This window comes from Kitasatospora sp. NPDC057965, assembly GCF_042887135.1.
In the GTDB taxonomy this organism is placed as follows: Bacteria; Actinomycetota; Actinomycetes; order Streptomycetales; family Streptomycetaceae; genus Kitasatospora.
Map to the genome: position 1 here is coordinate 392,373 of NZ_JBHVPZ010000005.1, position 26,493 is coordinate 418,865.

A 26,493-nucleotide genomic window follows, 5' to 3' on the forward strand; every position below is an offset into this window, starting at 1 on the left:
CGCAGCGCCGCGCCCGGGAGGAAATCCGCCGAGGCCGGCCGGCCTAGACGACCGTGATGTCCTGCTGGATGATGCGCTCGATATTGCGCTCGGCGAGCGCGGTGATGGTCACGAAAGGATTGACGCCGATCGATCCCGGAATCAGCGAACCGTCGGTGACGTAGAGGTTCTGGTAACCGGCGACCCGGCCGTACGCGTCGGTCGCCTTTCCGAGCACGCAGCCGCCGAGCGGGTGGTAGCAGAAGTCGTCGGCGAAGTTCTTCGCCGAGCCGCCGAAGAGGTCGTAGCGGTACATCGTGACGTTGGCCGCGTTGATCCGGTCGAACAGCGACTTGGCGGCGGCCACGGCGGGCGCGTTTTGGGCGCGGGTCCACTGGAGCTTCGCCCGGTCGGTGGCGGCGTCGTAGACGAAGGTGCCGCGCTGGGGGTTCTTGGTGATCGCCAGGTAGAGGCTGACCCAGGTCTCCAGGCCGGCCGGCATCGGCGCGATCTCGGCGAAGACCGGGGCGGCCGCGTTGTCCCAGTCGTCGATGCCCATCGCGGGGATCGAGGACTGGCGGGCGCCGGTGGTGTCCCACAGGTGGTTGGCGCGCGCGGTCATGATGTTGCCGTTGGGCCCCCAGCCGGCCCCGATCTCGGCGTTGAGGTTCGGCAGCGTGCCGGTGTCGCGGGCGCGCAGCAGCAGTTCGGTGGAGCCGAGGCTGCCGGCACCCAGGAAGAGGTGGCGACAGGAGACCTGCCTGGTCTCCAGGACCTTCCCGGCGGTGTCGATCCGGTCCACGCCGAGCAGGTAGGTGCCGTCCGCCTGCCGGGTGATCGTCCGTACCCGGTGCAGGGTCTGGATGGTGACCTTGCCGGTGCCGAGCGCGGCGGCCAGGTAGGTCTTGTCCAGGCTCTGCTTGCCGTGGTTGTTGCCGTAGATGACCTCGCCGGCCAGCGCGGACTTGGGCGCGGTGCCGGCCGCCTCCTGCTGCATGTGGCCGAAGTCGTAGACGTTGGGCACGAACACGGTGCCCAGGCCCGCCCGGGCGGCGGCCGCCCGCGAGACCCTGGCGTACTGGTACCACTCGGTCTGCTCGAACCAGTCCTTCGGGATGTGGTTCACCTTGAGCATGGTGTTGGCGCGCGGGAAGTACCGCGCGTACATCTCGGCGGCGTCGACCTGCGGGAGCACCTCCTCGAAGTAGCTGCGCCGCGGCTGCACGGCCATGCCGCCGTTGACCAGCGAGCCGCCGCCGACGCCGCGCCCCACGTAGACGGACATCTGGTCGTAGGCGACCCGGTCCAGCACGCCGGCGTAGGACTCGATGTCGCGGTTGACCACGTCGAGCCAGAGGAAGGAGCCCAGCGGGGCCTCGGTGCGGGTCTTGAACCAGCTGGAGCGCTTGTCCGGGCTGAGCATCCCGCAGTGGACGTTGCCGTCCGGGCCGGGCTGGTTCCACAGCTGGCCCATCTCCAGCATCAGCGTCTGGACACCGGCCTCACCGAGGCGCAGCGCGGAGACCGCCGCACCGTAGCCGGTGCCGATCACCACCGCCGGCACGAAGGTGGCGCCGGTGCCGGAGGAGGAGGCCGGGGCGGCGAAGGCGCGCCGGCCGGTGGCGATCGTGGTGGTGCCGCTGAGGGCGGCGGCGCTCAGCGCTGCCATGCCGAGCAGGCGGCGACGGGACAGGCTCTGGTTCTCGGACACGCTCTCGGTACCTGGCCTTCCGACCCGGGGAACCGGGTCCTCGTGGAAACGGGGTCTGGGCGTTCGGCCGCCGGCGTTCAGCCGTTCTCGTGCACCGTGATGGCCGTGCACGGGCAGCGGTGCGCGGCCTCGCGGACGGCGGGGTGGAGGGCGGCGGGCGGCTCGGGGTCGAGCAGGACGACGGTGCCGTCCGCGTCGTCCTGGTCGAACACCTCGGGCGCGGTCAGCGTGCACATGCCCGAGCTGCAGCAGAGGTCCTCGGAGATCTCGATCCGCATCGGACGGGCTACCAGGCCACCGGGAGTCGGTAGACGCCGTAGACCTGCATGTCGTGGCGGAGTCCGACCTCCTCGGCCGGCACGGCCAGGCGCAGCCCGGGGAAGCGGCGCAGCAGCGCGGTCAGGCCGGAGCGCAGCTCGATCCGGGCGAGCTGCTGGCCCAGACACTGGTGGACGCCGTGGCCGAAGGCGAGGTGGTTGGCCATCTCCCGGGTGATGTCCAGGTCCTCGGGGTCGGGGTACCGCTCGGGGTCGCGGTTGGCCGCCGCCAGGGAGATCATGACCACCTCGCCGGCCTTGATCAGGGTGCCGTCGATCTCGACGTCCTCCAGCGCGGCGCGCGTCGGGCCGTGGTGCACGATGCTCAGGTAACGCAGCAGTTCCTCCACCGCGCCCTCCACGAGCGAGGGGTCGGCGCGCAGCGCGGCCAGCTGCTCGGGGTGGTTGAGCAGGGCGAAGGTGCTCAGACCGATCTGGTTGGCGGTGGTCTCGTGGCCGGCGACCAGCAGCAGGAAGGCGATCGAGGTGACCTCCTCGTCGGTGAGGTCGCCCTCACCGGTGATCAGGCCGCTGAGCAGGTCGTCGCCGGGCTCGGCCCGCTTCGCCAGGACCAGGCCGTACAGGTACGAGCCGAGGCTGCCGAAGGCCGCCGTGACGTCCTCGATGGAGGCGCCGAAGCTGCTCCACACCTCGGCGTCGTGGTGGAACTTGGCGCGGTCCTCGTAGGGCACGCCGAGCAGTTCGGTGATCACCAGGGTGGGGATCGCCAGCGCGAAGTGCTCGAAGAGGTCGGCCGGGGAGCCGATCCGCTCCATCTCGTCCAGCCGCTCCTCGATGATCCGCTCGATCCACTCGGTGAGCAGGCGCATCCGGCGGACGGTGAACTGGCCGACGAGCAGCTTGCGGTAGCGCTGGTGCTCGGGGGCGTCGTGCTGGATGAACATGCCGGGCGGGGCCGCCGGCGATTCCTCCAGCACCGCGGAGCGCGGAACCGGCGGGTGCTTGAGTTCGCCCCGGGCACTGAACCGGGAATCGGAGAGCACCGCCCGGGCGGTGGAATATCCGGTCACCAGCCAGCCGAGGTGGCCGTCCGCGAATGCCATCCGGGATATCGGGGCCGCTTCCCGCAGTTTCCGGATCTCGGCCGGCGGATTGAAGAATCCCTCGCGGACCGTCGTGAAAGTCGTGGGCTGTGCCGCGGTCATGTTTCGCCTTCCAGGAGTTCCCGAAGATTCGCACGGGCACGGGGGCCGCCTCACCCCGTGCCGCAATGTGCCGTGTCAGCCGCGGTCATGACACTATGAAGGCGAAAGGAAGACTGTCAACGAAATCCAATACCCGCGGCACTAACCCTGTGGAGGCGGCGCCGGGGTTCGGTTACCCGGGGGTTCGGCGGGGACTTCGGTTCGGTTCGGTACGGTCGGTGGACGGTGTGACCTGGGCCGCTTCGGTTCGGTACGGTCGGCCGCGGGGCGGCCCGGCGCGCTTCGGTTCGGTACGGCCCCGGGGTGACCGGGGTCCCACCGGCTCAGGCCGGCGGCCCCGCGTCACTCGGCAGCAGGTGCGCCACCCCGGCGAGTTCGGCCCGCCCCGCGACGTCCAGCTTGCGGTAGGCCTGGGTCAGGTGCTTCTCGACCGCCCGCGTGCTCACCTCCAGCCGGCCGGCGATCTCCTTGTTGGACACCCCCTGGGCGGCGAGCGCGGCGACCCGGCGCTCGGCCCGGGTCAGCGTGGCCGGCCCCAGCGACTCGGCCAGCTCACGCAGTTCACGCGCGGCCAGGTCCGCCAGCCGGGGCGCGCCACCGGCCAGCGCCTGCTCCCGGCCCCGGCGCAGGTGCGCCTCGGCCTCCGGCTGCCCCTGCGCCCGCAGCCGCCGGCCGAGCAGCACGCCGGTCCTGGCCCGTTCCATGCCGTTGACCGCCCCTTCCAGGGTGGCCAGCGAGGCCCGCAGCAGTTCGATGCCGCCCTCACCCTCGGTCAGTTCGCCCTTGACCCGCTGCGCCCGTCCGATCGGCCCGGGCGCGCCCCAGGCCAGTGCCCGGGCCAGTTCCTCGTCGACCAGTTCGTGGGCCCGGGTGCCCTGGCCCATCCGCAGCCACAGGCCGGCCGCCCAGGTCCGCCAGGGGACCACCGCGGGGTTGCGCCAGTCGGCCCGCTCGACCGAACGCCCCCAGTCCAGCACGTACTCCAGCGCGGTGGGCAGGTCGCCGCGGGCCGCCGCGCCCGAGGCGCGCACCAGTTGCAGCATCGAGGGACTGTGGCCGTGGTCGATGCTCTCGCCGTAGGCCTCCAGCAGGCGCTCCGTCAGCTCGCCGTCGGTGGTCTCGATGGCGGCCCGGACCACGGCGGCCATCGACTGGATCGGCGCCCACCGCGCCGCCCCCAGCTCCAGCACCTCGCGCGCCTGCGCCCGGGCCCGGGCGAACAGGCCCTGAGCCAGCAGCAGTTGGGTGAGCTCCAGGCCGATGAGCGCCTGCGGCACGGGGGCCCGCTCGCGGCGGGCCGCCTCCCCGGCGGCCTCCAGCCAGGGGCCGAGGGTCTCGATCGAGTCCGCCGCGATCAGGGTGTCGGTCAGCAGCGGCAGAGTGGTGTACACATGGGCCGGCGAGGCGGGCTCGTAGCACAGGATCCGGTTCGCCAGCGGGGCGACCTCCGCGGCGGTCAGCCGCTGGGCCACGGTGGCGCCGTGCAGCAGGACGGTGACCAGCTCGCGCTCGGCCGCCGTCTCCAGCGGCGGCGTGGGGCCGAGCGCGCGCAGCCGCTCGACGGAGCCGGCGAGCAGTCCGGGGCCGGCCACCGTCACGTGCCGCAGCCGCGCCTCGATCCGCAGGGCCGGTTCGCGGTCGCCGTCGGCCGGCGCGGGCGCCCCGGCCAGCTCCTCGGCCGCCTTCGCGACCAGTTCGACGCTGGGCGGCGGGCAGCCGCCGAGCAGCGCGGGAGGCAGCCACCGTACCGCCAGGGCCCGTTGCTCGGCCGACGGGAGCAGCAGCAGGGCCTGTACGACGTGCCGCATGGCCGCCGCCGGATCGAAGGTCCGTTCGATGGCGGCCAGGTCCAGCAGCAGGGCGGCCCGCTCCGGTCCGGTCGCCGCCCCGTCCAGCAGCACCCGCCGCAGGTAGCGCGCGGCCTCCGCCGGCGCGGCCCGGCGCACCGCCGCCACCGCGGCCGAGCGCAGGACCTCGGCCGCCCAGCCGTCCTGGCACCAGGTGGTGGCCAGCAGCTGGGCCGCCGCCCGCTCGACCGGGTAGCCCGCTTCGTGGAGCAGGACGGCGGCGCGACGGCGGCTGTCCTCCTGCTCCGCCGGGGCCATCGACTCCTCGACCGTCTCCCGGACGTACCGGTGGACGAAGTTCAGCGTCCGGCCGCGGCTCAGCAGGCCGAGGCGGCACAGCACCCCGACCGCCTCGGAGCAGCCGGTGCCGTCGAGCCCGGCCAGCCGGCCCGCGAGTTCCGGGTCCGCGTCCTCGCCGAGCACGGCGAGCGCCTTCGCCAGGGCTCCCACGGGTGCGGGCTGGGCCGCCAGCGCGACGAGCAGCCGCTCGCGCACGGCCGGCAGCCGCAGCCCCGCGACCGCCTCCACCGGGTCGGCGAACACACCGCCCGCCTCGACCAGTTCGGCCAGCACGGCGGTCAGCAGCATCGGGTTGCCGGCGCAGGCCTCGTGGCAGGCGGTGGCCAGCGCCGGGTCCGCCAGCCGGTCCAGCCGCTCGGCCACCAGCGCCGCCGTGTCCGCCGCGAGGAGCGGTTCCAGCCGCAGGACCTGCGAGGCGCTGTCGGACAGCGCGTGGATCCGCGGCTGCTCCGCGTCCGGATCGCCGTCGCGGACGGCGACGACGAGCAGGATGCCCAGGCTCGCCAGCCGCCGCGCCAGCCGGCCGAACCAGCGCAGCGAGTCGGCGTCGGCCCACTGGAGGTCGTCCACCAGGAGCAGCAGCGGCTCGCGGGCGCTGAACCCGGCCACCGAGGCGAGCAGTTCCGCGAAGAACCGGGCGTCGTGCGGCGGTTCCAGGGCCGCCCCGGGCAGCAGCGGCTCCAGCAGCTGGTCCACCACCCCGAGGGGCAGCTCGCGTTCCAGGACGGCCCCGCTGGCGCTGAGCACCCGCAGACCGCGCCGGCGCGCGAGCGGCGGCAGCGCCCTCAGCAGCGCCGTCCGGCCGGTCCCGATCCCGCCGGTGACGACGAGCAGCGAGCCCCGGCCCCGCCCGGCCGCCTCCATCGCCGCGGTGAGTGCGGCGAGTTCACGCCGCCGGCCGAACAGGCGCGCCATCCTCGGTCCTTTCGTCGCGTCCCGGCACCGGGGCCGGCTCCGAGGCCAGTGCCGGGGCCAGCTCCGGCCGCCCGGAGATGCCCAACTTGCGGTAGGCCTTGGTCAGATGAAGTTCGACGGTGCGAAGCGTCACCGAGAGTTCGGCGGCGATGGCGCGGTTGGCCAGTCCTTCGGCGGCGAGCGCGGCGACGCGCCGCTCGGCGGTGGTCAGCGCCGGCCGGCCCGGCCGCGCCTCCGCATCCGGTTCTGCTCCGGGTCGCGGCCGCGGCCGGCCGGCTGCCGGGGGCACCGCGGCCCCCGGCGCGGGCCGCCCCGTCCGCCCCGCCCGAGCAACCGGACCCGCCGGCGCGCGACCGCTCCTCAGCAGACCGTCGATGCTCCCCGGTCCGGACACCGCCGCCACCCCCATCGCGACCAGCGCCTGCCGGTACTGCCAGCTCGCGGGTTCGCCCCCGGCCGGGTGCCCGGCCCCGGGATCCGCCGTACGCGCCCGCCCGGGCGCCGCCGGGCCGGGGCCCCGGCCCGGCTCCCGCTCGACGGCACCCGCGGCCCGCAGCGCCCGCGCGAGCGTGCGCGGCGCGCCCCAGACCAGGGCGAGGCGGCGCTCCTCGGCGATCAGTCCGGCCGCCCCGGCCTCGTCCGCGAGCAGCGCCCGGGCCCGTGCGGCCGCCGAACGCCAGGGCAGCAGCGCGGGGTTGGCCACCTGCCGGGCGAGCAGCAGCCGCCCGCACTCCTGCAGGTCGCCCAGTGCCCCCTCGGCGTCCGCCGCGGCCAGCCGCACCCGGCCCCGGGCATAGGCGAGGTAGGCGCGGGCCATGCCGCCCCCGGCGTCCTCCGGCCGCGCCGCCGCGGCCGAGCGCTCGGCCCCGGCCAGGTCGCCCCGCGCCAGGTGCGCCATCGTCCGCAGGGCGGGCAGTGCCGGGGCCAGCAGCGGGTGCGCGCAGCGCGCCGGCAGAACCTCCTCGGCCCGGTCCAGCAGGGCCGCGGCCTCCTCGGCGCGGTCCTCGCCCAGCGTCGCCAGCGCCTTGATCAGCAGCGCCAGGGCGGCCACCGCCCGGGCGTTGGAGCGGTGCGCGCGGGCCAGCACGGCGTCCAGGCCCAGCTGTGCCTCGGCCACGTCCTCGGTGAGCACGAGCGCGTGGCAGGCCGCCGCCTGGACGCTCAGCGGCGTGCCGTCCAGCGCCGCCGGGGACAGCGCGGCGCGGGCCAGCTCCCTGGTCCGGGTGAGGTCCCGCCCGCGCAGCGCGGCCAGCCAGGCGGCGGCCCCCGCCTCGGCGGGCTCGACGGGCCGGCGGGGCAGCTCGGCCACCGTCGGGCGGTGCGGCTCCCGCACCGCGCCGTCCTGGCCGTGCCGGGCGATCCAGAACAGCGCCCGCAACCCGGCGCGGGCACGGCCTCCGAGGCCCGGGACGGCGCAGACGCCGGCGATCAGCGGCACCGCCGAGGCGAAGTCGCCCCGGGCCACCAGCAGGTCGGCCGCGCGCACCCAGGCGGGCCCGGCGCTCGCGTCCACCGGGTCGAGCAGCGCCTGCTGCAGGAAGCGGTCGCTGCCCTCCGGCGCGGCGGGAAGCACCAGAACGCTCAGCTCGGTGAGGATCTCCACCCGCAGCCGCGGGCCCACGGGTTCGCGCAGCGCGCGCCGCAACAGCCGGACCGAGGCCTCCTGATCGCCGGCGACCCGCAGCCGCGCCGCCTCCCGGCGCAGCACCTCCACCGCCCAGGGCGCGCCGATCACCCGGGCGCCGAGCAGCATCCCGGCCGGCGTGCCGTCCGGGAGGGCCGCCCGGTTCGCCAACTCGGCCGCGCGGGCGAACAGTTCCTCGCGCCGCTCGGCGCCGAGGCCGGCCAGCGCGGCCTCGGCGGCCCGCTCGGACCGGAACGCCGGACGCTCCCCCGGCGCCAGCAGGCCGGTCCCGGAGAGGAACTCCAGGGCCCGCGCGGTGTCCACCGACCGCGGCCACATCAGGGCGGCGATCATCTCCGGGGTGCCGTCGGGCCCGCACACCGCGATCGCCCGCAGCACGTCCAGTACGCCCTCGGGCAGGACGCCGAGGGTGCGGACCGCACGGTCGCGGACCGCCTCCGCCGCGTACCCGCGCAGCCGCGCCACCCGGTCGGGCGCCGCCGCCCGGCCCGGCCCGGCGTCGCGGTCGGGCCGGGCGAGCAGGTCGGCGACCACCCGCAGCACGGCGGGGTTGCCGTCCACGGCGAGCGCCGCGGCCTCGGCGAGCTCCGGCTCGACCGGCCCCCCGAGCGCCCTGGCCAGCAGCTCGCCCGCCCCGGCCGCCGACAGCGGGTCGAGCACGAGGGTGTGGGCGGCGACGGTCCCCGGGTCGGCGAGCGGGCACAGCTCGATCCGCTCGCCGGGCCCCGGCGGCAGCGCGTCGCTGCGCGCGGTCAGCAGCAGGAGCGGGGCACCGGCCAGCCGCCGCGCCAGCGCTTGGAGGAGGCGCAGCGACTCCACGTCGGCCCACTGCACGTCGTCGACCACGACCAGCAGCGGCCGGTCACGGGCCGCCGCGAGGAAGGCGCGGCAGAGCCGCCCGGACACGGCTGCGTCCGGCGCCGCGCCGGGCCGCAGCAGCTCCCGCGCCAGTGGCGAGTCCCGCGGCGCGATCGCCGCGTGCAGCTGGGCCGCCACCGCGTGGCGCACCCCGGTCTCCTCCCAGCACGCCTGTGCGCCGGCGACCCGTACCCCGGCCGCGACGGCCAGCTCCTCGGCCCGGCGCAGCAGCGCGCTGCGTCCGGCACCGGGCACGCCCCGCACCTCGACCAGCGCCGAGCGCCCGCCCCGCAGCCCGGAGAGCAGGTCGTCCAGCAGCCGCTGCTCCCGTTCCCGCTCGACCAGCCGCCCGCTCGGCCCGCAGGTGCCGGCCGATGTCCCGCGCGCCGCTTCTTCGGTCCTCCCCTTGACCACTGCCCGCCCCTAGCGACTCGGTACGCGGACGTGCTCCGCCACGCTCCTCGGGCGATGTCTGGGGGCCGCGCCGGATCCCGTCGCCGGGACCAGGTCGGTCCGGCCCCGCACGTCGAGCTTCCGATAGATGTTGGTGAGGTGCATCTCCACCGTCCGGGGGGTGATGAACAGCTGCTCGGCGATCTCCCGGTTGCTGACGCCGGTCCTGACGAGGGTGGCGATCCGCCGCTCGCTGCGGGTGAGGGTGTCGAGCGGGGAGACGGCGACCTGCGGCATCCGGCCGCCCGCGTCGGCGAGCAGCCGGCGCGCGGCGGCGCTGAGCAGGTGGTAGCCGCACCGGGTGGCCGTCTCGATCGCCTGCCGCAGGTGCCGGCGGGCGCCCGGCAGGTCGTCGCGCAGCAGCAGCTCGCGGCCGAGCCGGTAGCGCGCCTCGGCCTGCACGAGGCGGGCCGGGGACTGTTCGAGCACCTCCACGGCCTCGGCGAGCAGCTCGGTGCGGGCCGCGCCGGTGGCGATCACGCCCGCGGCCACCAGGCCGAGCCCGCGGGCGCGCGCGGTGTCCCAGCCGTCCACCGCCTCCTGGACCTGGGCGACGATCCCGGCCGCCGCCGCGGTACGGCCCTGGCCGGCCAGCGTGGTCGCGGCGGCCAGCCACCACGGCGCCAGCACCGGATTGGCGACCCCGGCCTCCGCCAGGCTCCGGCCGCACCGCCGCCACAGCTCCACCGCGCCGTCGAGGTCGCCCAGCGCGCGCCGCAGCCTGCCGCCGACGTACAGGTACTGGTGCCACTCCCAGATCTGCTGTTCCAGGCCGGCCGGGCGGATCCGGTCGAGCACGGCGGCGGCCTCCGCGACCTCGCCGCGCGAGAGCAGCACACTGCCCAGCTCGACGGCGGGCAGCGGCCAGACCGTGGCCCGGTCGTCCCGCTCCGCGAGGGCGACCGCCGTGCGGGCGACCGTCTGCGCCCCGGCGAGGTCGCCCACTCCGTGCAGGGTGTGGGCGCGCCCGGCCAGGACGGACAGCCGCATCCAGGGCTCGTGCAGGGCGATGCCGTTGGACAGCGAGCGGGACAGCGCCCCCAGGGCCTCCTCGACCTCGTCCGCCAGACCGAGGACCAGCGAGGAGGCGAGCGCCTCCCACCCGGCGGGCACGGTCTCCTCCACCCGCAGGGCCCGCCGGGCCAGCGCCACGGCCTGCCGGGCCGGACGGCCGGTCAGCGCGGCGAACACGCTCATGCCGGAGAGCAGCTGACGCTCGGCCGGACTGTCGCCGCGGGGCACCGGCCAGCCGCCGACCAGCGCCCCGACCGGCGCCATCGTCGACCTCCCGTTGACGGCGGCAACCAGCAGGGCGGACTCCAGCGAGGTCCGCAGCTCCCGGTCGGCCGGGAGCGGGTCGGCGCCCAGCTGCCGGCGCAGGTCGACGAGCGCCGCGCCGAGCACCCGGACCGCCTCGGGGACGTCGCGCGAGCCGAGGGCGGCCCGCCCGTACTCCAGGGCGATCGACGCCCGCTCCCGCACCCCGTCGCTCTCCCGCAGGGCGTGCCGCAGCTGTTCCAGGGCGGCGGCCGGCGCCACCCGGGCCGAGGCCCTCGCCAGTTCGATCCGCACGTTGCGGCGCTCGGTCCCGCCGAGCTCGGCGGCCAGCGCCCCGCGCAGGTAACGCGCCGCCGCCCGGGCGGTCGCCCCACCGGGCGACTGGGCGGCCGCCTCACGCAGCACGGTGAGCATCCACGGCTCCGGCAGGTCGGACAGCAGGGCCAGCTGGTCCGCCACCTCGGCCGCCGGGCGCCCGGCGTCGTTGAGCACCCGGGCCGCGCGCAGGCGCAGCCGCTCCAGCTCCGGGCCCGGCAGCTCGGCCAGCACCGCCGCCCGCACCGCCTCGGCCATCGGCGCCCCCGGACCGGGCCCGATCACCCCGAGGCGCCGCAGCCCGTCCAGCGCGAGGGCCAGCCGGCTGCCGCCGACCCCGCAGAGCGACCCGAGCAGATCGGGGTCGGCGCCGCCGAGGACCGCCAGCGCCACGGCCACCTGGCGCACCTGGCGCGGCTCGGCGGCCAGCGCGGTGCGGGCCGCGTCGACGCCGACCGCCTCGCCCAGCACGCGCAGCCGGTGCAGCCCGCGCTCGTCGGGGCGCACCCCGGCCGCGCGCAGCCTGCCGAGCAGCCGTTCCAGCAGCAGCGGGTTCCCGCCGCACAGCGCCCGGCAGCGCCGGACGAACCGCTCGTCCGGCAGGCCACCCAGGGCGCGGGCCACCGCCCGGCCGGTCTCGGCCTCGCTCAGCGGGCCGAGCTCCAGGAGCGCGCAGCAGCCCTCGGCCAGGATCTCGGTGAGCATCGCCGCGCCCGGGCCCTCGCCGGCGGTGCGCTGGGAGAGCAGCACCAGCAGCGGACGCCCGGCCGCGCGGCGCAGCAGGAAGTGCACGCATCGCAGTGACTCCTCGTCGCACCACTGCGCGTCGTCCAGGACGAGCGCCATCGGGCCGGCGGCCAGCAGCTCGACGGCGTGCCCGTAGACCTCGCGCTGGACCGCGAAGGCGGCCCTCGGTGCGGTGGTCCCTGCGGGGTCCGGCCGCATGCCGAACAGTTCGCGAACGGACCGGTACCCGCGTCCGCCCCGGTCCCCCTCGCCCCCCTCGTTCTCCCCGACCCCGACCCCGACCCCGACCCCCGGCGCCGGGCCCGCCGACCGGCGCACCGTCGTCCCGGCCTCCGCCATCCGCCCGGCCACCGCGTCCAGCAGCCGGCTGCGCCCGATCCCGGCCGGTCCGCGGACCAGCACCGCCCGTGCGACGCCCCCGCGCGCCTCTTCCGCCAGCCTGAGCAGCCCCGCCGGTTCAGCGACTCGATCGATCTCGCGTATCTCGGTTCGCCGGCCCATGGCGTTGTGCACGCCCATGACGTCTCCCATCCCCGAAACCCTGCATCCCCGCCCCCGGTTTGATCGACGCGATCCGGTCGGCTTCGGCTTTCCCGACGAAGCCGACCAAACCCGATCGGAATCGATGTTAGCCTCACCGCCGGTGACTGATGATCAACTTTGAGCTAAGAGACGGCCGAAGCCCGCCCTCCGGCGCACGGCCCACCCGGACCGCCACCCCGGCCGTTCACCGCGGCCGGAACCTCGGCCACGACCCCGGCGGCCAGCCCAACGGCGCCGGTTCGTGAACGACCGTCCTTCGAGGGCCCACATGAACGGGACCGGCAAGAGCATCGGACACAACGGCGTGAACTGCACTATGCATGTCATGCCAACGAGCCGAACCCGCTACCCTCCGCCCCGACAGTCTCCGCCCGCGTTCTCTTCCCGTTCCCACCCCGTTCCCGTCAGGGCGTCTGGACCGGGGCGCCCAGCCGGTAGTCGTGTGCGGTGAACGCGGCCGCGACGGCGAAGCGGTCCGCGCGGACCAGGGTCTGCCGCCATTCGACCGGGCGCCCCCCGGCGTCCCGGCCGAGCCGGTCGATCGCGAGCAGCGCGGTGGCCGGCGGGCAGTCGAGCAGGATCCGCTCCCCCCGGCCGGGGACCACGGCGCGGATGCGCTCCCAGCCGCCGCCGATCCGGCTGCCGCAGTGACGCTCCAGCTCGTCGTAGAGCGAGGTGCGGGTGAAGTCCACGTCCAGCAGCGGGCGGGCCAGGTCGGCCGGCAGCCAGACCCGGTCCACGGCGAGCGGCTCCTCGTCGGCCAGGCGGACGCGTTCGAGGTAGACCAGCGGCGTGGACTCCTCCAGTCCCAGGCGGGCGGCGATGACGCCGTCGGCGCGCTGGTCGAGCGCGCGCACGACACTGCGCTGGACGGCTCCGACCTCCTCCACCGCGCGGAACAGGCTGTACGCCTCGCCGACGTCCTGCTCCAGCGGGCGGCTCGCGGTGAACCGGGAGGCCCGGCCGCGCTGAGCGCTGACCACACCCTCCTCCCGGAGCGTGCGCAGGGCCTCGCGCACGGTGTGCCGGCTGACCCGGTACTCGGCGACGAGGTCGTGCTCGCCGGGGAAGGCGTCGCGGAACTCGCCCTCGTCGAGCCGGCGTTGCAGGTCGGCGCGCAGCTGCGCCCAGAGCGGGTTGCCCGCCGATCGGGTCAGTGGCCTGGGGCCCGGCTCGGAGGTCACGGCGCCGTCCTGGGGGTCAGGGATCGGATGGGTGGTGCGGGATCGGGTGGTGCGGGACACGCCTTGAATGGTCGTACCTTTGCGGGGAGAGCACAAAATCGGCGCCCGCCGGGACCGGCGGGCGCCGACGGGGTGGCCGCCGCCCGGGGCGGGGTGTCCCGGGCGGCGGTCGTGGGAGCCGTCAGGCGAGCACACCGATCAGCATCGAGCCGGCCACCGCGAGCAGCACGGCGGCGAAGGCCCGCTGCAGGGCGGCGCCGGACAGCTTGGCGGCCAGTCGCTTGCCGTCCCAGGCACCGAGGACCGCGGCGCCCACGAACGGTCCGAAGACCGCCGGGTCGAGCGAGATGCCGGTGACCGTCAGCCGGGTGGCGAGGGAGACCAGCGAGTTGACGAGGACGACCACCAGGCTGGTGGCCACCGCCTTGCGCATCGGCAGCCGGAGCACGGACACCAGCGCGGGCACCGCGAGGAAGCCGCCGCCCACTCCGAGCAGCCCGGTCACCGCGCCCAGGCCGGCTCCGGCCGCGAGCGTACCCAGGTGGCTGCCGCCCGGGCGCCGGTCACCATCGAGCCCGCCGCCCTCAAGCCCCTCCTCGGACCGCCCGTCCTCGGCCGGCGTGCGCCGCGCCGCCCGGGTGCCGCGCAGCATCGCGGCGGCGGCCAGTGCGGCGAGGACGGCGAACGCGCAGGTCAGCACCGACTGCGGGATGCGGTGGGCGAGCCCGGCCGCCCCGGCGGCCGGGAGCACGCCGGCCGCGGCGAACAGCCCGCCGGTGCGCCAGCTGATGGTGCCGGTACCGGCGTGCCGGGCGAGCGCGGTGACGGACGTGGCGGTGACGATGACCAGACTCGTGGTCCCGGCCTCGGCGGGCGAGACGCCCAGCAGGTACACCAGCGCCGGGACGGCGAGCACGCCCCCGCCACCGCCCAGCGCGCCGAGGGCCACGCCGACCACGGCTCCGCAGAGCAGAGCGGTGATCAGGACGCTCACGCCGTGACGCCGTCCGGAGCCAGGTCCGCGGGGTGGACGACCTCACCGTTCCAGGCGGCGAAGCCACCGCGCAGGTCGATCGCCTCGAAGCCGCGGGCCCGCAGCACGGACGCGGCCACCGAGGAGCGGTTGCCACCCGCGCAGATCACGGTCAGCGGCTGCTCGGTCGGCAGTTCGGCCAGCCGGGCGAGCAGTTCGGGCAGCGGGACGAGCCGGGCGCCGGGGATGCCGCCCTTCTCCCGCACCTCGCCCGGGCCGCGCACGTCCAGCAGCTCGAACCCGACCTCACCCTCGGCGAGTTGCTCGGCGAGGGTGTCGGCGTCCACCCGTCCGGCGGCGGTCAGGTGCTCGGCGCCGACGGCGTCCACCGGGCCGGCCAGCGCGCCCAGGACGCGGTCGAAGCCGATCCGGGCCAGCCGGTTGCGGGCCTCGACGACGGTGTCCGGGTCGCCGCACAGGATGATGGCGTCCTGGGCGTCGAGCACCTGGCCGGCCAGTTCGGCGAACCGGCCGCCGAGCGGGATGTTGACCGCGCCGTGCAGGTGGGCGGCGGCGAACGCCTCCGGCTCCCGGGTGTCCAGCACGGTGGCGCCGCCGGCCCTGGCCGCGACGAACTCCTCGGCGGCGAGCGCGGGGACGGGGGTGTCCTCGTCCAGGACCGGACGGGCCTGGCGGTTGCGCACCGAGGTGAACGCGAAGTAGGCGGGCGCGGCGGGCTGACCGGCGGTCACCACGGCGACGAACGCGTCCTCGGTCATCTCGGCGAGCGCGTAGTTGCCGCGGCGCTGGTTGCCGATCGTGCAGCTCAGCTCGGTGGAGAGGTTCTTGCCGCAGGCCGAGCCGGCGCCGTGCGCGGGGTAGACCCGGGTGTCGTCCGGCAGGGTGAGCAGCGCGCGGGTGGACCGGTACAGGTGGCGGGCCATCTCCTCGGCGGACCGGCCGCGCGAGCTGAGCAGATCGGGGCGGCCGACGTCGCCGATGAACAGCGTGTCGCCGGTGAGCACGCCGAACGGGACGTCGTCACCGGCGTGTTCGCGCACGACGACGCAGATCGACTCCGGGGTGTGCCCCGGGGTGTGCAGGATCTCCAGGTCGACCTCGCCCAGGCCGATGCGCTCGCCGTCGCCCACCGGGTCGGTGTCGAAGTCGAGCGCGGCGGCGGAGCCGTAGGAGATGCGCGCGCCGGTGCGCTCGGCCAGCTCCAGGTGACCGGAGAGGAAGTCCGCGTGGATGTGGGTCTCGATGACCCGCTCGATGGTCAGGCCGTGCTGTTCGGCGGTCGCGAGGTACTCGTGCACGTCGCGCTGGGGGTCGACCACGACGGCCCGGCCGGTGGTGCGGTCACCGACGAGGTACGAGGCGTGGGAGAGGCAGTCCAGGTAGAACTGCACGAAGACCAGCGGTCCGGCGGGCTTCGGCATCACAAGCTCCTGAGGGTGGACGGTGGGTGCGCCCCGCGGCCTTGCGGGCGGGGGCACGGGTGGGATGGCCGCACGGCCCGGACGGCGGGCTGCGACGGGCTGCGGCGAGGCGGGATCCGGGGTGTGCCCGGCAGGGGTCAGGCGAGGCCGCGGAGCATGAGGTTCCAGTAGAGGAACGGCAGGCCGCGCCGCTTGAGGTGCCACATGTCGGTGCGCTCGCGGATGGTGTTGATCACCGGGATCGACGGGGTGGGCCGGCCGCTGTAGTCGAACTCGGCGAGCAGCATCTTGTTGCGCGCGGTGGTCAGCGGGCAGGACGCGTAGCCGTCGTAGGAGGCCTTCGGCTCCCGGCCGTTGAGCACGGCGAGCAGGTTCTCGACGAGCACCGGCGCCTGCTTGCGCACCGCGGCGCCGGTCTTGGAGTTCGGCGAGGAGCCGGCGTCACCGAGCGCCCACACGTTCGGGTAGCGGACGTGCCGCATGGTGTGCTTGTCGATCTCGACGTAGCCGGCCGGGTCGTCGGCACCGGCGAGCGGGCTGCGCTTGATCCAGTCCGGGGCGCTCTGCGGCGGTACCAGGTGGGCGACGTCGTACGGCAGGGTCGTCGTGCCCCCGGTCCCGAGGTCGGTGACGACCACCTCGCGGGCCTCGGGGCGCACCTCGGAGACCTCGCTCCCGTAGTGGACCTTGATGCCGTAGCGGCGCACCACGTCGTCGAGCACCCGGGCGAACTCCGGGACGCCGAAGATGGCGGCGCCGGGGATCACCAGATGGACGTCCATCCGGCCGAGCACACCCTCCTTGCGCCAGTGGTCGGCCGCCAGGTAGGCGATCTTCTGCGGGGCGCCGCCGCACTTGATGGCCCCGGTCGGCATGCTGAACACCGCGCTGCCGGAGCGGGCCTCACGGATGAAGCGCCAGGTCGCGGGGGCGTACTGCGGCAGGTAGTTGCTGGACAGCCCGTCCCTGCCGAGCCCGGCCTCCAGGCCCGGCACCCGGTCCCAGTCGAGCTGGATGCCGGGGCAGACGACGAGGTGCTCGTAGGAGACCGTGCCGCCGTCGTCCAGCGCCACCTCCCGCGCCTCGGGATCGATCGCGACGGCGGCCCGGCGGATCCACGCCACGCCCTTCGGCATGACGGACGCCTGCGGCCGGATGCTCTCCGCCAGCGGCGCCCGTCCGCCGCCGACCAGCGTCCACAGCGGCTGGTAGTAGTGCCGCTCGCTCGGATCGAGCACCGCGACGTCCTGCTCGCCGGCCCGACGGAGCCGGGCCGCGACCGAGATCCCGGCGGTCCCGCCGCCGATGATCACGATCCGGTGATGCTTGGTTATCAAGGGGCCTCCCCGGCCTGACCAAATGTACGGACATTAAACTAGGAGCGAGCGATCGTAGCCGCAAGATTTGTCCGTACATTTTGCCTCCGGGGCACGGTCCGCCCATGGCAAGGGCGTCGGCCGACCCTCGATGAGCCATGAGGGCCGGCCGGCGCCCGTTGCGGCGCGCGCCTAGAGCGCGCCGGTCTCCACCAGAGCCTGGAGCCGGTTGACGACCGTGCCCAGGGTGCCGTCCGCCTCGATCTGTTCGAGGTGACCGCCGACGAAGCGGTCGATCCGCAGGTGCGCGGTGGCGATCCGGCGGAGCGTGTCGGCGTCGGCCGAGGCGATGAACGCGGGATCGGAGATCCGGCCGTCCTGGTACGGAGCCCAGTTCTTCCAGTCGAAGCCCTCCTCGACCAGGCCGCGGGCCGAGGCCACCACGGCGAAGTGCTCGACAGGGGCCAGGCCCAGCGGCAGCCGGACGGGCGCCGCGGCGGCCTCCGGCGCAGGTCGGTACAGGGCGATGATCTCGCGGGCCGATTCCTGTGTCAGCTCAGGCATGGTTCGAACCTCCGCACCAGTTGGTCAGGATCTCGTGGACCGCGAAGTTCCAGAAGTCCTTCGGGTTCTCCTTGCGGGCGTCCACCTGGTAGGTGAGGTCGCGCGGGAACAGCACCTCCTCCTCATTGGGGAACTCCGAGTAGTCCCACACCTCCGCACCGGTCCGGCCGTCGATGTCGAGCAGAGCGTTGGTGGCGAACCCCTGGGCGACCTTCCGGTCCGTGCTCGTGCTCGTGTACGAGGTATTGAGGATCTTCGCTCCCACCTGGTGCTTGGCCAGGCGGTCCGCCTTCATGTTGTCACCGCGGTAGGTCGTGCCGGTGTGGAGCTTCAGGTTCCACAGGCCGGAGTCGATGGCCTCGAAGAGCGGCAGCAGCTGCCGGTACTCCGGGTCGGTCGGCTTCTTCTTGTACAGCACGGAGTTGATCGCTTTGTAGTAGTTCGTCGTGTAGATGCTGACCGCCACGGCCTGCCGATAGGTCACCGAGGCCGGCAGCTTGATGCTGCCGATCTTCGCTTTCGCCTGCTTGACGTACACGTCGTAGTCGGCGGGCAGCTTGAGATCGAACACGTTGTCGTAGTTGTTCTTGATCTCGGTGAACGCGGGCGTCAGCTGGTCGCCGAGTTCCTTGGTCAGCGCCACGACCTTCACGGTGGACACCTTGGTGGTGTTCGACGACGCGTAGTGCGCCGCCGCCCAGGTGAGCGCCGGCAGCACCTCCTGCGGATCCGCCTTGCGCGCTCCGGCGCACACCAGGGGCGTGGCGACGCGCACCGCCTCCGTGGGGTAGAAGCAGCCGAGCGCCTGGAAGATCGCCCGGGCCGGGTTCCCGGCGCTGACGTCCCAGTCCTTCGGTTCGAAGACCAGGATCCGCTTGAACTGGATCCCGACGCCCGTGACCGGCTTCGAGATCCAACAGGGCAGCAGGGGCCGGTAGTCCTTGGCCTTGTCCTTCGCCAGGGCCTCGACGGAGATGCCCGCCTTGGCCAGCGCGCCCACCAAACTGCCCTCCGTCGGGGTGTAGTCGTCGGGCAGGCAGGATACGACGAGGACATCGACCGCGTCGGCCGACGCCAGCTTCGTCAGGTCCCCCCACAGGAACTGGACTGTGCGCTCGTCCTTGTCGGGATGGTCGACCTTGAAACTGTCGATCTTGGTCAGGGCCATGGTTGGTCCACCTTGAACTGTTCGGGGTCCGCCGGGGAGGAAGGCACCTCCCCGACGCTCGGGGCACGACGGTGACAGGTCAGGGGCGGTTCACTCCTTCAGCTTCGCGAGCGGGGCGTTGACGTGGATGTTGGAGTTGCCCGGGATGTCGGGGATGAAGTCCAGGTCCACGTCCGGTCCGAACACCAGGCAGTGCGTGGAGCCGCCGTAGTGGAACGAGCCGAGCTCCTCGCCGCGTTCGACCGTGTCGCCGGGTGCCACGGTGACCTCGCACGAGGACACCTCCGCCATGCCGATGGCGACGAAGGCCATCAGGCCGACATCCGGCTCGGTGGCCCGGAGGTAGACCACCGCGCGGGCGGCGAGGTGCGCGATGTATCCCTGCGAGAGGTCGGGGGCGGCGACGTCGCACAGCGCCGCGGGTGTCTGGGAGTAGTAGGTGCCGGGGATGTTGCGGACGGCCACGACGGTGCCGTCGACGGGGCTGTGCCAGCGGTGGTAGTTGAGGGCGCTGAGGAACGCCTGGTAGACGGTGCCCCCGTGGAAGGTCTCCGGGTCCGGCTCGGCGGGGCCCTTGTGGGCGGAGTCGAGGAGGAACGCGAGGGCGTACGGCTGGCCCTTGAGCCAGAACGTGTTGCGCTCCTGGACGTCGTGGGCCAGCCGGTACGGGACGGACTCGGCCGCGCTGGCAAGGGTCCTCGGGTCCTCGTCGACGGGCCGCGCGCCGGGCTTGAACCTCCTCGTGAAGAAGTCGTCCCAGGAGGTGAACCCGTAGTGGGGGAGCTTGGGGTCGCACTCGTAGAGGTCCTCGAACTTGCCACCCGCCGACTTCTCCAGCGCGGCGAGCGCCTCCTCGCTGAACCAGTGGTTCTTCTCCGCGTCCAGCACGTAGGCCGAGTCCGGGCTCGCCAGGTACACGCTCCACTCGTCGAGCATGGCCTTGAGGTGCGCGTTCACCTTGTCGTCGAGGAAGGCGGCGAAGCCGGCCTGGGTGCCCATGGCCCAGTTGAGGATCGCGTTGACGGGGAAGCCGACGAGCCCGGAGTCGTTGTACTCCGGCGCGGTGCCGATGGCCTCGTTGAACAGCTGCAGCAGCTGGTCGACGGTCTTCACCTGGGGGAAACCGGTCGGCGTCTCGCGGTGGGACAGCTGCCACAGCATGTCGTTGAAGAGCATGTAGATCTTCGGGTCGGTTTCGATCAGGTCGCGGAGCGCGGCGACGGAAGGCTTCAGCTTCTTCGGTTCACCCGTGCGGGCCGTCTCCTCGACCCGCCCGATGAGGTCGTCCAGCCAGGTCCGCAGGACGTCGTGGTCCGACGGGAGCCATCCGCCCGCGCGCACGGTGGAGTAGAAGTCCATGATTGTCCTCGCCTGTGGATGTCTGGGACCGCCCTGGACGGCATCGCCGCTGCGCGGCGGACATGGGCCGCGGTCCCGGCCGCGTCCCACGCGGCAGGGGTACGGGCGGGCCCTGGTACTTCCACCGTAGGCACGAAGGCGGACGGGTCGCCAGGGCCGGGCCGCCTCGGGCCGGACGAAGCGCGAACGTGCTCACTGGGCGTCACCGGTCCCGCCCTGCGGCGCAGTCCGGTCCCGGCACCACCGCCGACCCGTGCACGGTGCGGAGCCACCTGACCGGCCACTCGAACGGCGTAGCGCCCACGACCTGTCCGGCCGTCGGCGCCGCGCCGCGAGGAAGGAACCTAGGACGCCAGGGGCACCGCCGTGGGCCCCATGGCCTCCAGGCCGGTGGGCTGCTCGTCCTGGCGCAGGGCCACGTTCCGCAACAGGTAACACTCGGCGAGCGTCATCGCGGCGAACTCGGCGATGTCCACGCTCTCGGGCGAGGAGTGGATGTTGCACAGCGGTTCCTGGCAGCCGATCACCAGCACCGTCGCCCCGGGGTTGATCTGCTGGAGCTCGGTGACCAGGGGAATCGTTCCGCCGTCTCCGGTGAGCAGGGTCCGTTTGCCCGGGTAGGCGTGCTCCATGGCCTCCTTGGCGAGCGCGTAGCCGTGCCCGGTGGTGTCCGCCTGGAAGCCCGGAGCGGCGTCCGCCTTCTCGACGGTGATGTCGGCGTTCCACGGGTTGAGGTCGGGCCGGTAGATGAACTGCTCCAGGCGCGCGATGGCGTCCTCCGGCCGCTCCAGCGGGGCGATGCGCACGCTCACCCGGGCTTTCGCCGTCGCGGTCAGCTGGTTGACGGGCGGGTCGTACGAGGGCGGGCCACTCAGCGCGACGACGTTGGCGGACGGCCGGTCGTACAGGCGGCTGCCCAGCGTGTCGCTGCCGATGAGCCGGACGTCCGGCAGCATCCCCGCCTCGTCGCGGAAGGCGGCTTCGTCGGGTTCCTCGCCCTGCCAGTGTTCCCGGACCAGGCCGGGCACGGTGACGTCGCCCCGGTCGTCGACGAGCGCCGCGAGGATGCGCGCCAGCGCCATGAAGGCGTCGGGCGCCGGGCCTCCGTACACACCGCTGTGCTTGGGCTTCCTGAGCGTACTGACCGTGACGTCCACCGCCACGACGCCGCGCAGGCTGGTGGTGAAGGTCGGTTCGCCGAGCTCGTGGTTGCCGCTGTCCGCGACGACGATGACGTCGGCGGTGAACAGGTCCTTGTTCCTGGGGTCCTGCACGAAGCCGTCGAGGGTGTCGCCGGACTCCTCCTCCCCCTCCAGGAAGATCTTCAGCGGAACCGGCGGCCTGCCCTCGAACGCGCGCAGCGCACCCAGGTGCATCAGGACCCCCGACTTGTCGTCGGCGGCGCCACGGCCCTGCAGCCGGGTGCCGTTGTCGATCGGCTTCGGGTCCCACGCCTCGGTCCACCCGCCGTCCCCGACGACGTCGTAGTGGGCGTACAGCATCACCGTGGGCAGGCCCGCGGTGTCGCCGTCGGGTCCGCACGTGGCATGGACCAGGGGGGCGTTCCTGGTGACGTCGCCTATGTTCAGCTGCTCGACGTGGACGTGCTCCAGCTTGAAGGCCGGGTCGGTCAGCTTCTTCTGACACCAGTCGGCAGCGTCCTTCACCGGTGTCAGGGCGTCCTTGTTGTAGACCGACCGGATCTTGACGAACTCCGTCAGGTCGTCGATCAGTCCCTTCTTCAACTGGCTGATCTTGACAGCCAGATCATCGTTGCCCATGGTTCCCGCCTCCTCGGTACGGGGCCGGCTACCTCAGCAGCGGCTGCTGCTGGGTGATGCAGTGGGCGCCGCCGCCGCGTTCGAACAGCGGCCTGGCGTCGATTCCGTGGACGTCCCGTTGGTAGGCCTTCTGCAGGATGTCGTTCGCCTGCTTGTCGTTCTCGTCGTCGAAGTTGCACGCGATGATGGCGTCGTTGCAGACCACGTGGTTGATGTAGCTCCAGTCGAGCCATTCCCCGGAGTCGTCCGTCAGCCTCGCCGGCGCGGGCACCCTGGTCACCGTCAGTGGCTTGCCCTTGAAATCGGTGGCCTCGCTCAGCAGCTTCACGGCGCGGTTCGACACCTCGTAGTCGGGATGGTCCTTGTTCTCCTGGCTGTGGACGAGCACCTGGCCCGGCGCGGTGAAGGTCGCGACGATGTCGATGTGCCCGCGCGTGCCGTACGGCGAGTAATCGGCGGTCAGACCCCGGGACAGCCAGATCAGCTTGCACTCACCGAAGATCTCTTCGAAGACCCCCTCCACCCGTTCCCGGGTCCAGCCCAGGTTCCGGTACGGGTCCAGCTTCACCGTCTCGCAGACCAGGAACGTCCCCTGTCCGTCGGTGTGGATGTCGCCCCCTTCGGTCACCAGCTCCGACGGGATGATCTCGGCGTCCACCTGCTCGGCGATCGCCGTCGCCACCCGGGCGTCCCAGGCCCACCTGGTCCAGGGCTGGGCACCCCAGGCGTTGAACACCCAGTCCACCGCGCCCAGCCGCGCGCCTTCGGGGTCGACGACGAAGGTCGGCCCGGTGTCCCGCGCCCAGCCGTCGTCGTGCCTGACCACCGTGATCGTCGCGCGGGGGACCCACTTCTCGGCCTGCGCCTTCTCCTGCTGCGTCACCAGCATCGTGACGGGCTGACCCCCGTGATCCAGGATCGCGTTGGCCACACTGGCCCACGCCCCGCGCATCTCGTCGGGGTCGGAATCCGGCGGGTACCACTGGACCGGCCACGCCATCCAGGTGCGCTCCTGCGGCTCGGTCTCGGCGGGCATCCGCCACGCACTGCTCTCCAGGCCACTCATCGCTCCTCCGTCCCGCTCGGCGGCGTCCCATGGACGCTCTCACGCGGACGGCCCCCTGCCGACGGCCCCGTGCGAACGGTTCCGCCCCGACGCCGCAGCCGCAGCCGGGGAGATCGCCGAGCCTGGATCCTCGTTGTCTTCGCCCCCTGGTCACCCCCGTTCGGCCCCCTCCCTCCATCGTAGGAACCCGGCCCGTCGGCGCACCCGGAACTCCCGACCCGTTCCGGTCGCGTCCGCCGGACTCCTCGCCGCCGACGATCCCGGAGACCTCCGCGATGTCACTCAGCGTGTCGCCGTCACGCACCGTCAACGAGCCCTCGGCGACCGCCTCCACGTGGCGTGGCGCCGCACCCGTGCGGGGGGACTCGGGCACGACGGGCGATCCGTCCCACCGTCAGGACGGTCGGTTTCCTCCTCCGGGCTGCGGCCGTCGGCCTGGGCCACGTGGGCCGGCCACTCGCGGGGCGGGACCGCGAAGGCCTCGCGGAACGCGCACAGGCCCTCTCCCTGAACCGGGAGAGGGCCTGCACGCACCACGGGGTCGGACGCCGTGCCCGGACGCTAGTGGCGCCGGGCCCTGCGCCTGCGGAGCTCCACGAGTGCCCAGCCGAGGGCCGTGAACGCCACGGCCGCGACCGCCATCGGCACGACCCGGTCCTGGCCGGTGTCGGCCAGGTGCGAGCCGGGCGCGGCGCCCGGCGCGGCCGGTGCGGCCGGCGACGTGGTCGGCGTGACCGCTGCCGCCGGTACCGCCGGTGCCGGCGCCTCGGGCGCGACCGCCGGCGTGGCCGTCGGCGTGGCCGCCGGGGTGCTCACCGGCGCGGTCGGGGCCACCGTCGCCGTCGCGGTCACCGTCGGCGACGGGGTCGGGGTCGGGATGGGCAGCAGCCGGTTGACCACGGTCGCCGAGACCCCGGCGTCGAGGTTCTCGGAGTTCAGCACCAGCGGCCCGGACACCGGGTTGTCCGGAACCGCGTAGCCCTCCGGCGGACTGACCTCCTGCCAGTAGTACGCTCCCGGTTCGACCGTGGACGTGCAGAGTCCGTCGGCCCCGGTCGTACAGGGCTCACCGACCCGGGTGTCGGGCTTCTCCCCGGAGGTCTGCGGCCCGTCGGTGCCGTTCGTCTCCCGCCACAGCGCGAACCTCGCGCCCGCCAGCGGCTTTCCGTCCTGGTCCTGCTTGACCAGGCGGACCGCGCCTTCCTGGCGGCGGAAGCCGAGGTCGAAGGTGTGGTCGTTCTCGCCCGGTCCGCCGGTGGTGAGCGTCCGTTCCGGGTAGCGGGCGCCGTCCGGGACGGTGCCCTTGGAGTCCACGAAGCGGTTGTCGCCGACGCCCGCCTCGGTCGGTACCCACCGGTACAGCGGCCCGCCCGACGCGTAGTCCGCCGGGTTGTCCATCCTGATCGTGTACTCGGTCCTGGGCTTCAGACCGCCGGGCACGTTGGAGTCGTCGAAGTAGTACTCGCCGCGCGGTGTGGTGGTCGTCGACGCGACCAGCTTGCCGGACTCGTCGTAGAGGTTGACGGTGGCGCCGGGGACGGGGCTCTGGCCCGGGCTCTGGACGCCCTTGCGCTCGGGGTCGTACCAGACCCGGTTGCCGATCTGCAGCGGCGCCTGGTCGCAGAGCACCTCCAGGTCGCCCATCGAGGCACCCTTCCCGAAGGCGGGCCTGGCGGTCGAGGTGTTCAGGCCCAGGCCGGAGCCGGCGGCCCTCGTCCCGTCGCGGTTGGTGAACATCGTGCCGATGCGCCACGCGACGTCGGTGGGGTCCACGGCCGAGATCGCGATGGAGTCCTCCACCTTCGACAGCGCCATGCCGGCGTAGGCCGCGTTCGGGTGGTAGCCCTGGAAGGTGCCCACGCTGAAGAACCTGGTCCCCCGCGTGGCGGTCCCGCAGCCGAGGTTGGTGTCCATCACGTACATGCCGTCGGAGAGGCACGCCTTGTTCAGGTCACCGCCGGCCGCGAAGCTGTGGTACGTCGTGGGGTCGCCGGTCCGCGGGAACGCCGTCGCCTTGTCGGTGAGCCGGTCGCGGAACGCCAGCAGCATGGAGCCGTCGGTCTCGAAGACGATCTCGGCCAGCTCGGGCTCGGGGTTGGCGTAGAACCCGGTGCCGGTGCACGCCTTGCCGTCCTGCTCGGCGGGGATCGTGTCCGTCCACGGGAACCAGCCCGCCCCGGGGCAGAGGCCCTTGGCCGAGACCGCGCGCGGGTAGTCCAGGGGCTGGTTCAGCACCGCCCTGCCGAAGGCTCCGGTCGCCGGGTCGAAGGGCAGGACGACCGCGCGCAGGTCCGAGGCCTTCCCGGTCGACTCGCCCGAGCAGACACCGCCGAGGTAGCCGACGCCGTCCTGCACACCCAGACCGAACGGACGCCAGTCCGCCGGCGAGGGGCAGCCCGGGTCCGGAATCGGGTAGGAGGCCTGCGGCGCCGACGCCGTCGCCTTGGTCGCGTCGTAGCGGTACAGCCTGCGGTTGTTGAGATTGACCACGAACAGGTCGCGGCCGTCCTCGGAGAGCTTCAGGGCGCCCAGGCTCTCCTTGCCCGGCGCGGCGAGGAAGGCGTCGTCGGAGGCGCCGACACCGTGCGTCGCCGCCCCGGTGTCCGGGACGGTGGTGAACAGCGACGTCGTCCGGTTCGCCGGGTCGGTGACGTAGATCGCGCCGGCGCCACCGGGGCCGTACGTGGTGTCCCGCTTGGCCAGCGCCGAACTGAACAGCCGCTTGCCGGACTTGCTCCACCCGATGCCGTAGACGGCGCCGGTCTCGGCGTTGGTGGCCAGGTCGGTCGTATCGGTGTTCTCGCCGCGCGCGCCGTAGGGGAAGCTCACCAGCGTACGCGGGTGCTGCGTCTCGCTCGTCGCGGGCTGGCAGGCCGTGACCAGCGGCGCGTTCTTCTGGCAGTAGTCGCCGGGGTTCCACAGCCCCGTGGTGTACGCGACGTTCCGGCCACCGGCGAGGTCGACGAACTCCTCGTTGCTGCTCAGCTGGTTCGGCGCGCCGTCGAGGCCCTGCCGCGAGGCGAAGGCCGGGAACAGCAGGCCCGGCTTCGGGTTCACGACCTGCACCCGGTACTTCCCGCCGGCGGACCGGGCCGTGCCCGGCGCCAGGGTGACCGTGCCGTCGGCGGCCGTCACTCCGGTGACCTCGGCGCCGTCGTCGCCGGTGAGGACCACCGTGACCCCGCCGATGCCGGGCTCCAGGACCGGGCTCCACACACCGGTGGCGTCGACCGCCCGCACCACCCGCACCGTCACCGAGCCGTCGGCCTCCTGTGGATACGCCGCCGGAGCCGCCAGCATCGAGCAGCTCCCGATCCCCAGGGCGAGCACCGCGACCCGGCCCACCGCACGGCGGCCGGGCAACCCCGACCGTCGCCGCCCCGGCCCGCGCGCGGCGCCGGTCATCTCTTCACTTGTAGGTGTCATTCCCGCTCTCATGGTTCAGGCGATGATCCGCCTCGTGGCCCGAATCCTAAGGCCTGTCTGATAATTGATCTTGTGGCAGGTCGAGGTGAGTTGACGGACGCGGCGTGGGAGCGGATAGAGCCCCTGTTGCCGCAGGTGGA

At 73.8% G+C, this 26,493-nt stretch carries 16 protein-coding genes; all 16 read right to left on the minus strand.

Translation table 11 applies throughout. The features are described from left to right. Positions 1-43: 43 nt before the first annotated feature. Positions 44-1,648 carry a GMC oxidoreductase gene (locus tag ACFVVU_RS08890; RefSeq protein WP_380687445.1) on the minus strand — a complete coding sequence of 535 codons (1,605 nt, stop codon included), beginning with the start codon at positions 1,646-1,648 and terminating at the stop codon, positions 44-46. Between the two features lie 119 nt (positions 1,649-1,767). Then, positions 1,768-1,968 (minus strand): ferredoxin, encoded by a 201-nt coding sequence (locus ACFVVU_RS08895; RefSeq protein ID WP_380687441.1) that lies wholly within the window; start codon positions 1,966-1,968, stop codon positions 1,768-1,770. 8 nt (positions 1,969-1,976) lie between these two features. Continuing rightward, positions 1,977-3,071 (minus strand): cytochrome P450, encoded by a 1,095-nt coding sequence (locus tag ACFVVU_RS08900; protein WP_380687439.1) that lies wholly within the window; start codon positions 3,069-3,071, stop codon positions 1,977-1,979. A 425-nt stretch (positions 3,072-3,496) separates the two neighbouring features. Beyond that, complete coding sequence (locus ACFVVU_RS08905; RefSeq protein ID WP_387788849.1) at positions 3,497-6,235, minus strand: ATP-binding protein; 2,739 nt, start codon at positions 6,233-6,235, stop codon at positions 3,497-3,499. Further along, on the minus strand, positions 6,207-9,152 hold the full coding sequence (locus ACFVVU_RS08910; RefSeq protein WP_387788850.1) for an AAA family ATPase: 2,946 nt from the start codon (positions 9,150-9,152) through the stop codon (positions 6,207-6,209). Before ACFVVU_RS08910 ends, ACFVVU_RS08905 begins: the two co-directional genes overlap by 29 nt. 9 nt (positions 9,153-9,161) lie before the next feature. Next, on the minus strand, positions 9,162-12,062 hold the full coding sequence (locus tag ACFVVU_RS08915) for a LuxR C-terminal-related transcriptional regulator (protein ID WP_387788851.1): 2,901 nt from the start codon (positions 12,060-12,062) through the stop codon (positions 9,162-9,164). A 416-nt stretch (positions 12,063-12,478) separates the two neighbouring features. Next, positions 12,479-13,258, minus strand: coding sequence for a GntR family transcriptional regulator (locus ACFVVU_RS08920; RefSeq protein WP_380687614.1), 780 nt, complete (start codon positions 13,256-13,258; stop codon positions 12,479-12,481). Positions 13,259-13,439: 181 nt separating this feature from the next. Further along, positions 13,440-14,252, minus strand: a complete 813-nt coding sequence (locus ACFVVU_RS08925; RefSeq protein WP_380689377.1) for a TSUP family transporter — start codon at positions 14,250-14,252, stop codon at positions 13,440-13,442. Beyond that, entirely contained in the window at positions 14,249-15,673 is a 1,425-nt protein-coding gene (locus ACFVVU_RS08930; protein WP_387788852.1) for a rhodanese-like domain-containing protein, read from the minus strand. The genes ACFVVU_RS08925 and ACFVVU_RS08930 overlap by 4 nt, the downstream gene beginning before the upstream one ends. Before the next feature lie 137 nt (positions 15,674-15,810). Next, complete coding sequence (locus ACFVVU_RS08935) at positions 15,811-17,010, minus strand: FAD-dependent oxidoreductase (RefSeq protein WP_380689371.1); 1,200 nt, start codon at positions 17,008-17,010, stop codon at positions 15,811-15,813. A 171-nt stretch (positions 17,011-17,181) separates the two neighbouring features. After that, on the minus strand, positions 17,182-17,553 hold the full coding sequence (locus ACFVVU_RS08940) for a DUF6508 domain-containing protein (RefSeq protein ID WP_380684467.1): 372 nt from the start codon (positions 17,551-17,553) through the stop codon (positions 17,182-17,184). Then, a complete protein-coding gene (locus ACFVVU_RS08945) occupies positions 17,546-18,721 on the minus strand; it encodes an ADP-ribosyltransferase (RefSeq protein ID WP_387788853.1) in 1,176 nt (391 codons plus the stop codon). The genes ACFVVU_RS08940 and ACFVVU_RS08945 overlap by 8 nt, the downstream gene beginning before the upstream one ends. A gap of 90 nt (positions 18,722-18,811) precedes the next feature. Continuing rightward, on the minus strand, positions 18,812-20,080 hold the full coding sequence (locus tag ACFVVU_RS08950) for a phosphatidylserine decarboxylase family protein (protein ID WP_387788854.1): 1,269 nt from the start codon (positions 20,078-20,080) through the stop codon (positions 18,812-18,814). Positions 20,081-20,424: 344 nt separating this feature from the next. After that, complete coding sequence (locus ACFVVU_RS08955; RefSeq protein ID WP_387788855.1) at positions 20,425-21,861, minus strand: M20/M25/M40 family metallo-hydrolase; 1,437 nt, start codon at positions 21,859-21,861, stop codon at positions 20,425-20,427. Between the two features lie 28 nt (positions 21,862-21,889). Continuing rightward, entirely contained in the window at positions 21,890-22,927 is a 1,038-nt protein-coding gene (locus ACFVVU_RS08960; protein WP_387788856.1) for an agmatine/peptidylarginine deiminase, read from the minus strand. A gap of 561 nt (positions 22,928-23,488) precedes the next feature. Beyond that, positions 23,489-26,332: an SdrD B-like domain-containing protein gene (locus ACFVVU_RS08965; RefSeq protein ID WP_387788857.1), complete on the minus strand. Its 2,844-nt coding sequence runs from the start codon at positions 26,330-26,332 to the stop codon at positions 23,489-23,491. Positions 26,333-26,493: the final 161 nt, after the last annotated feature.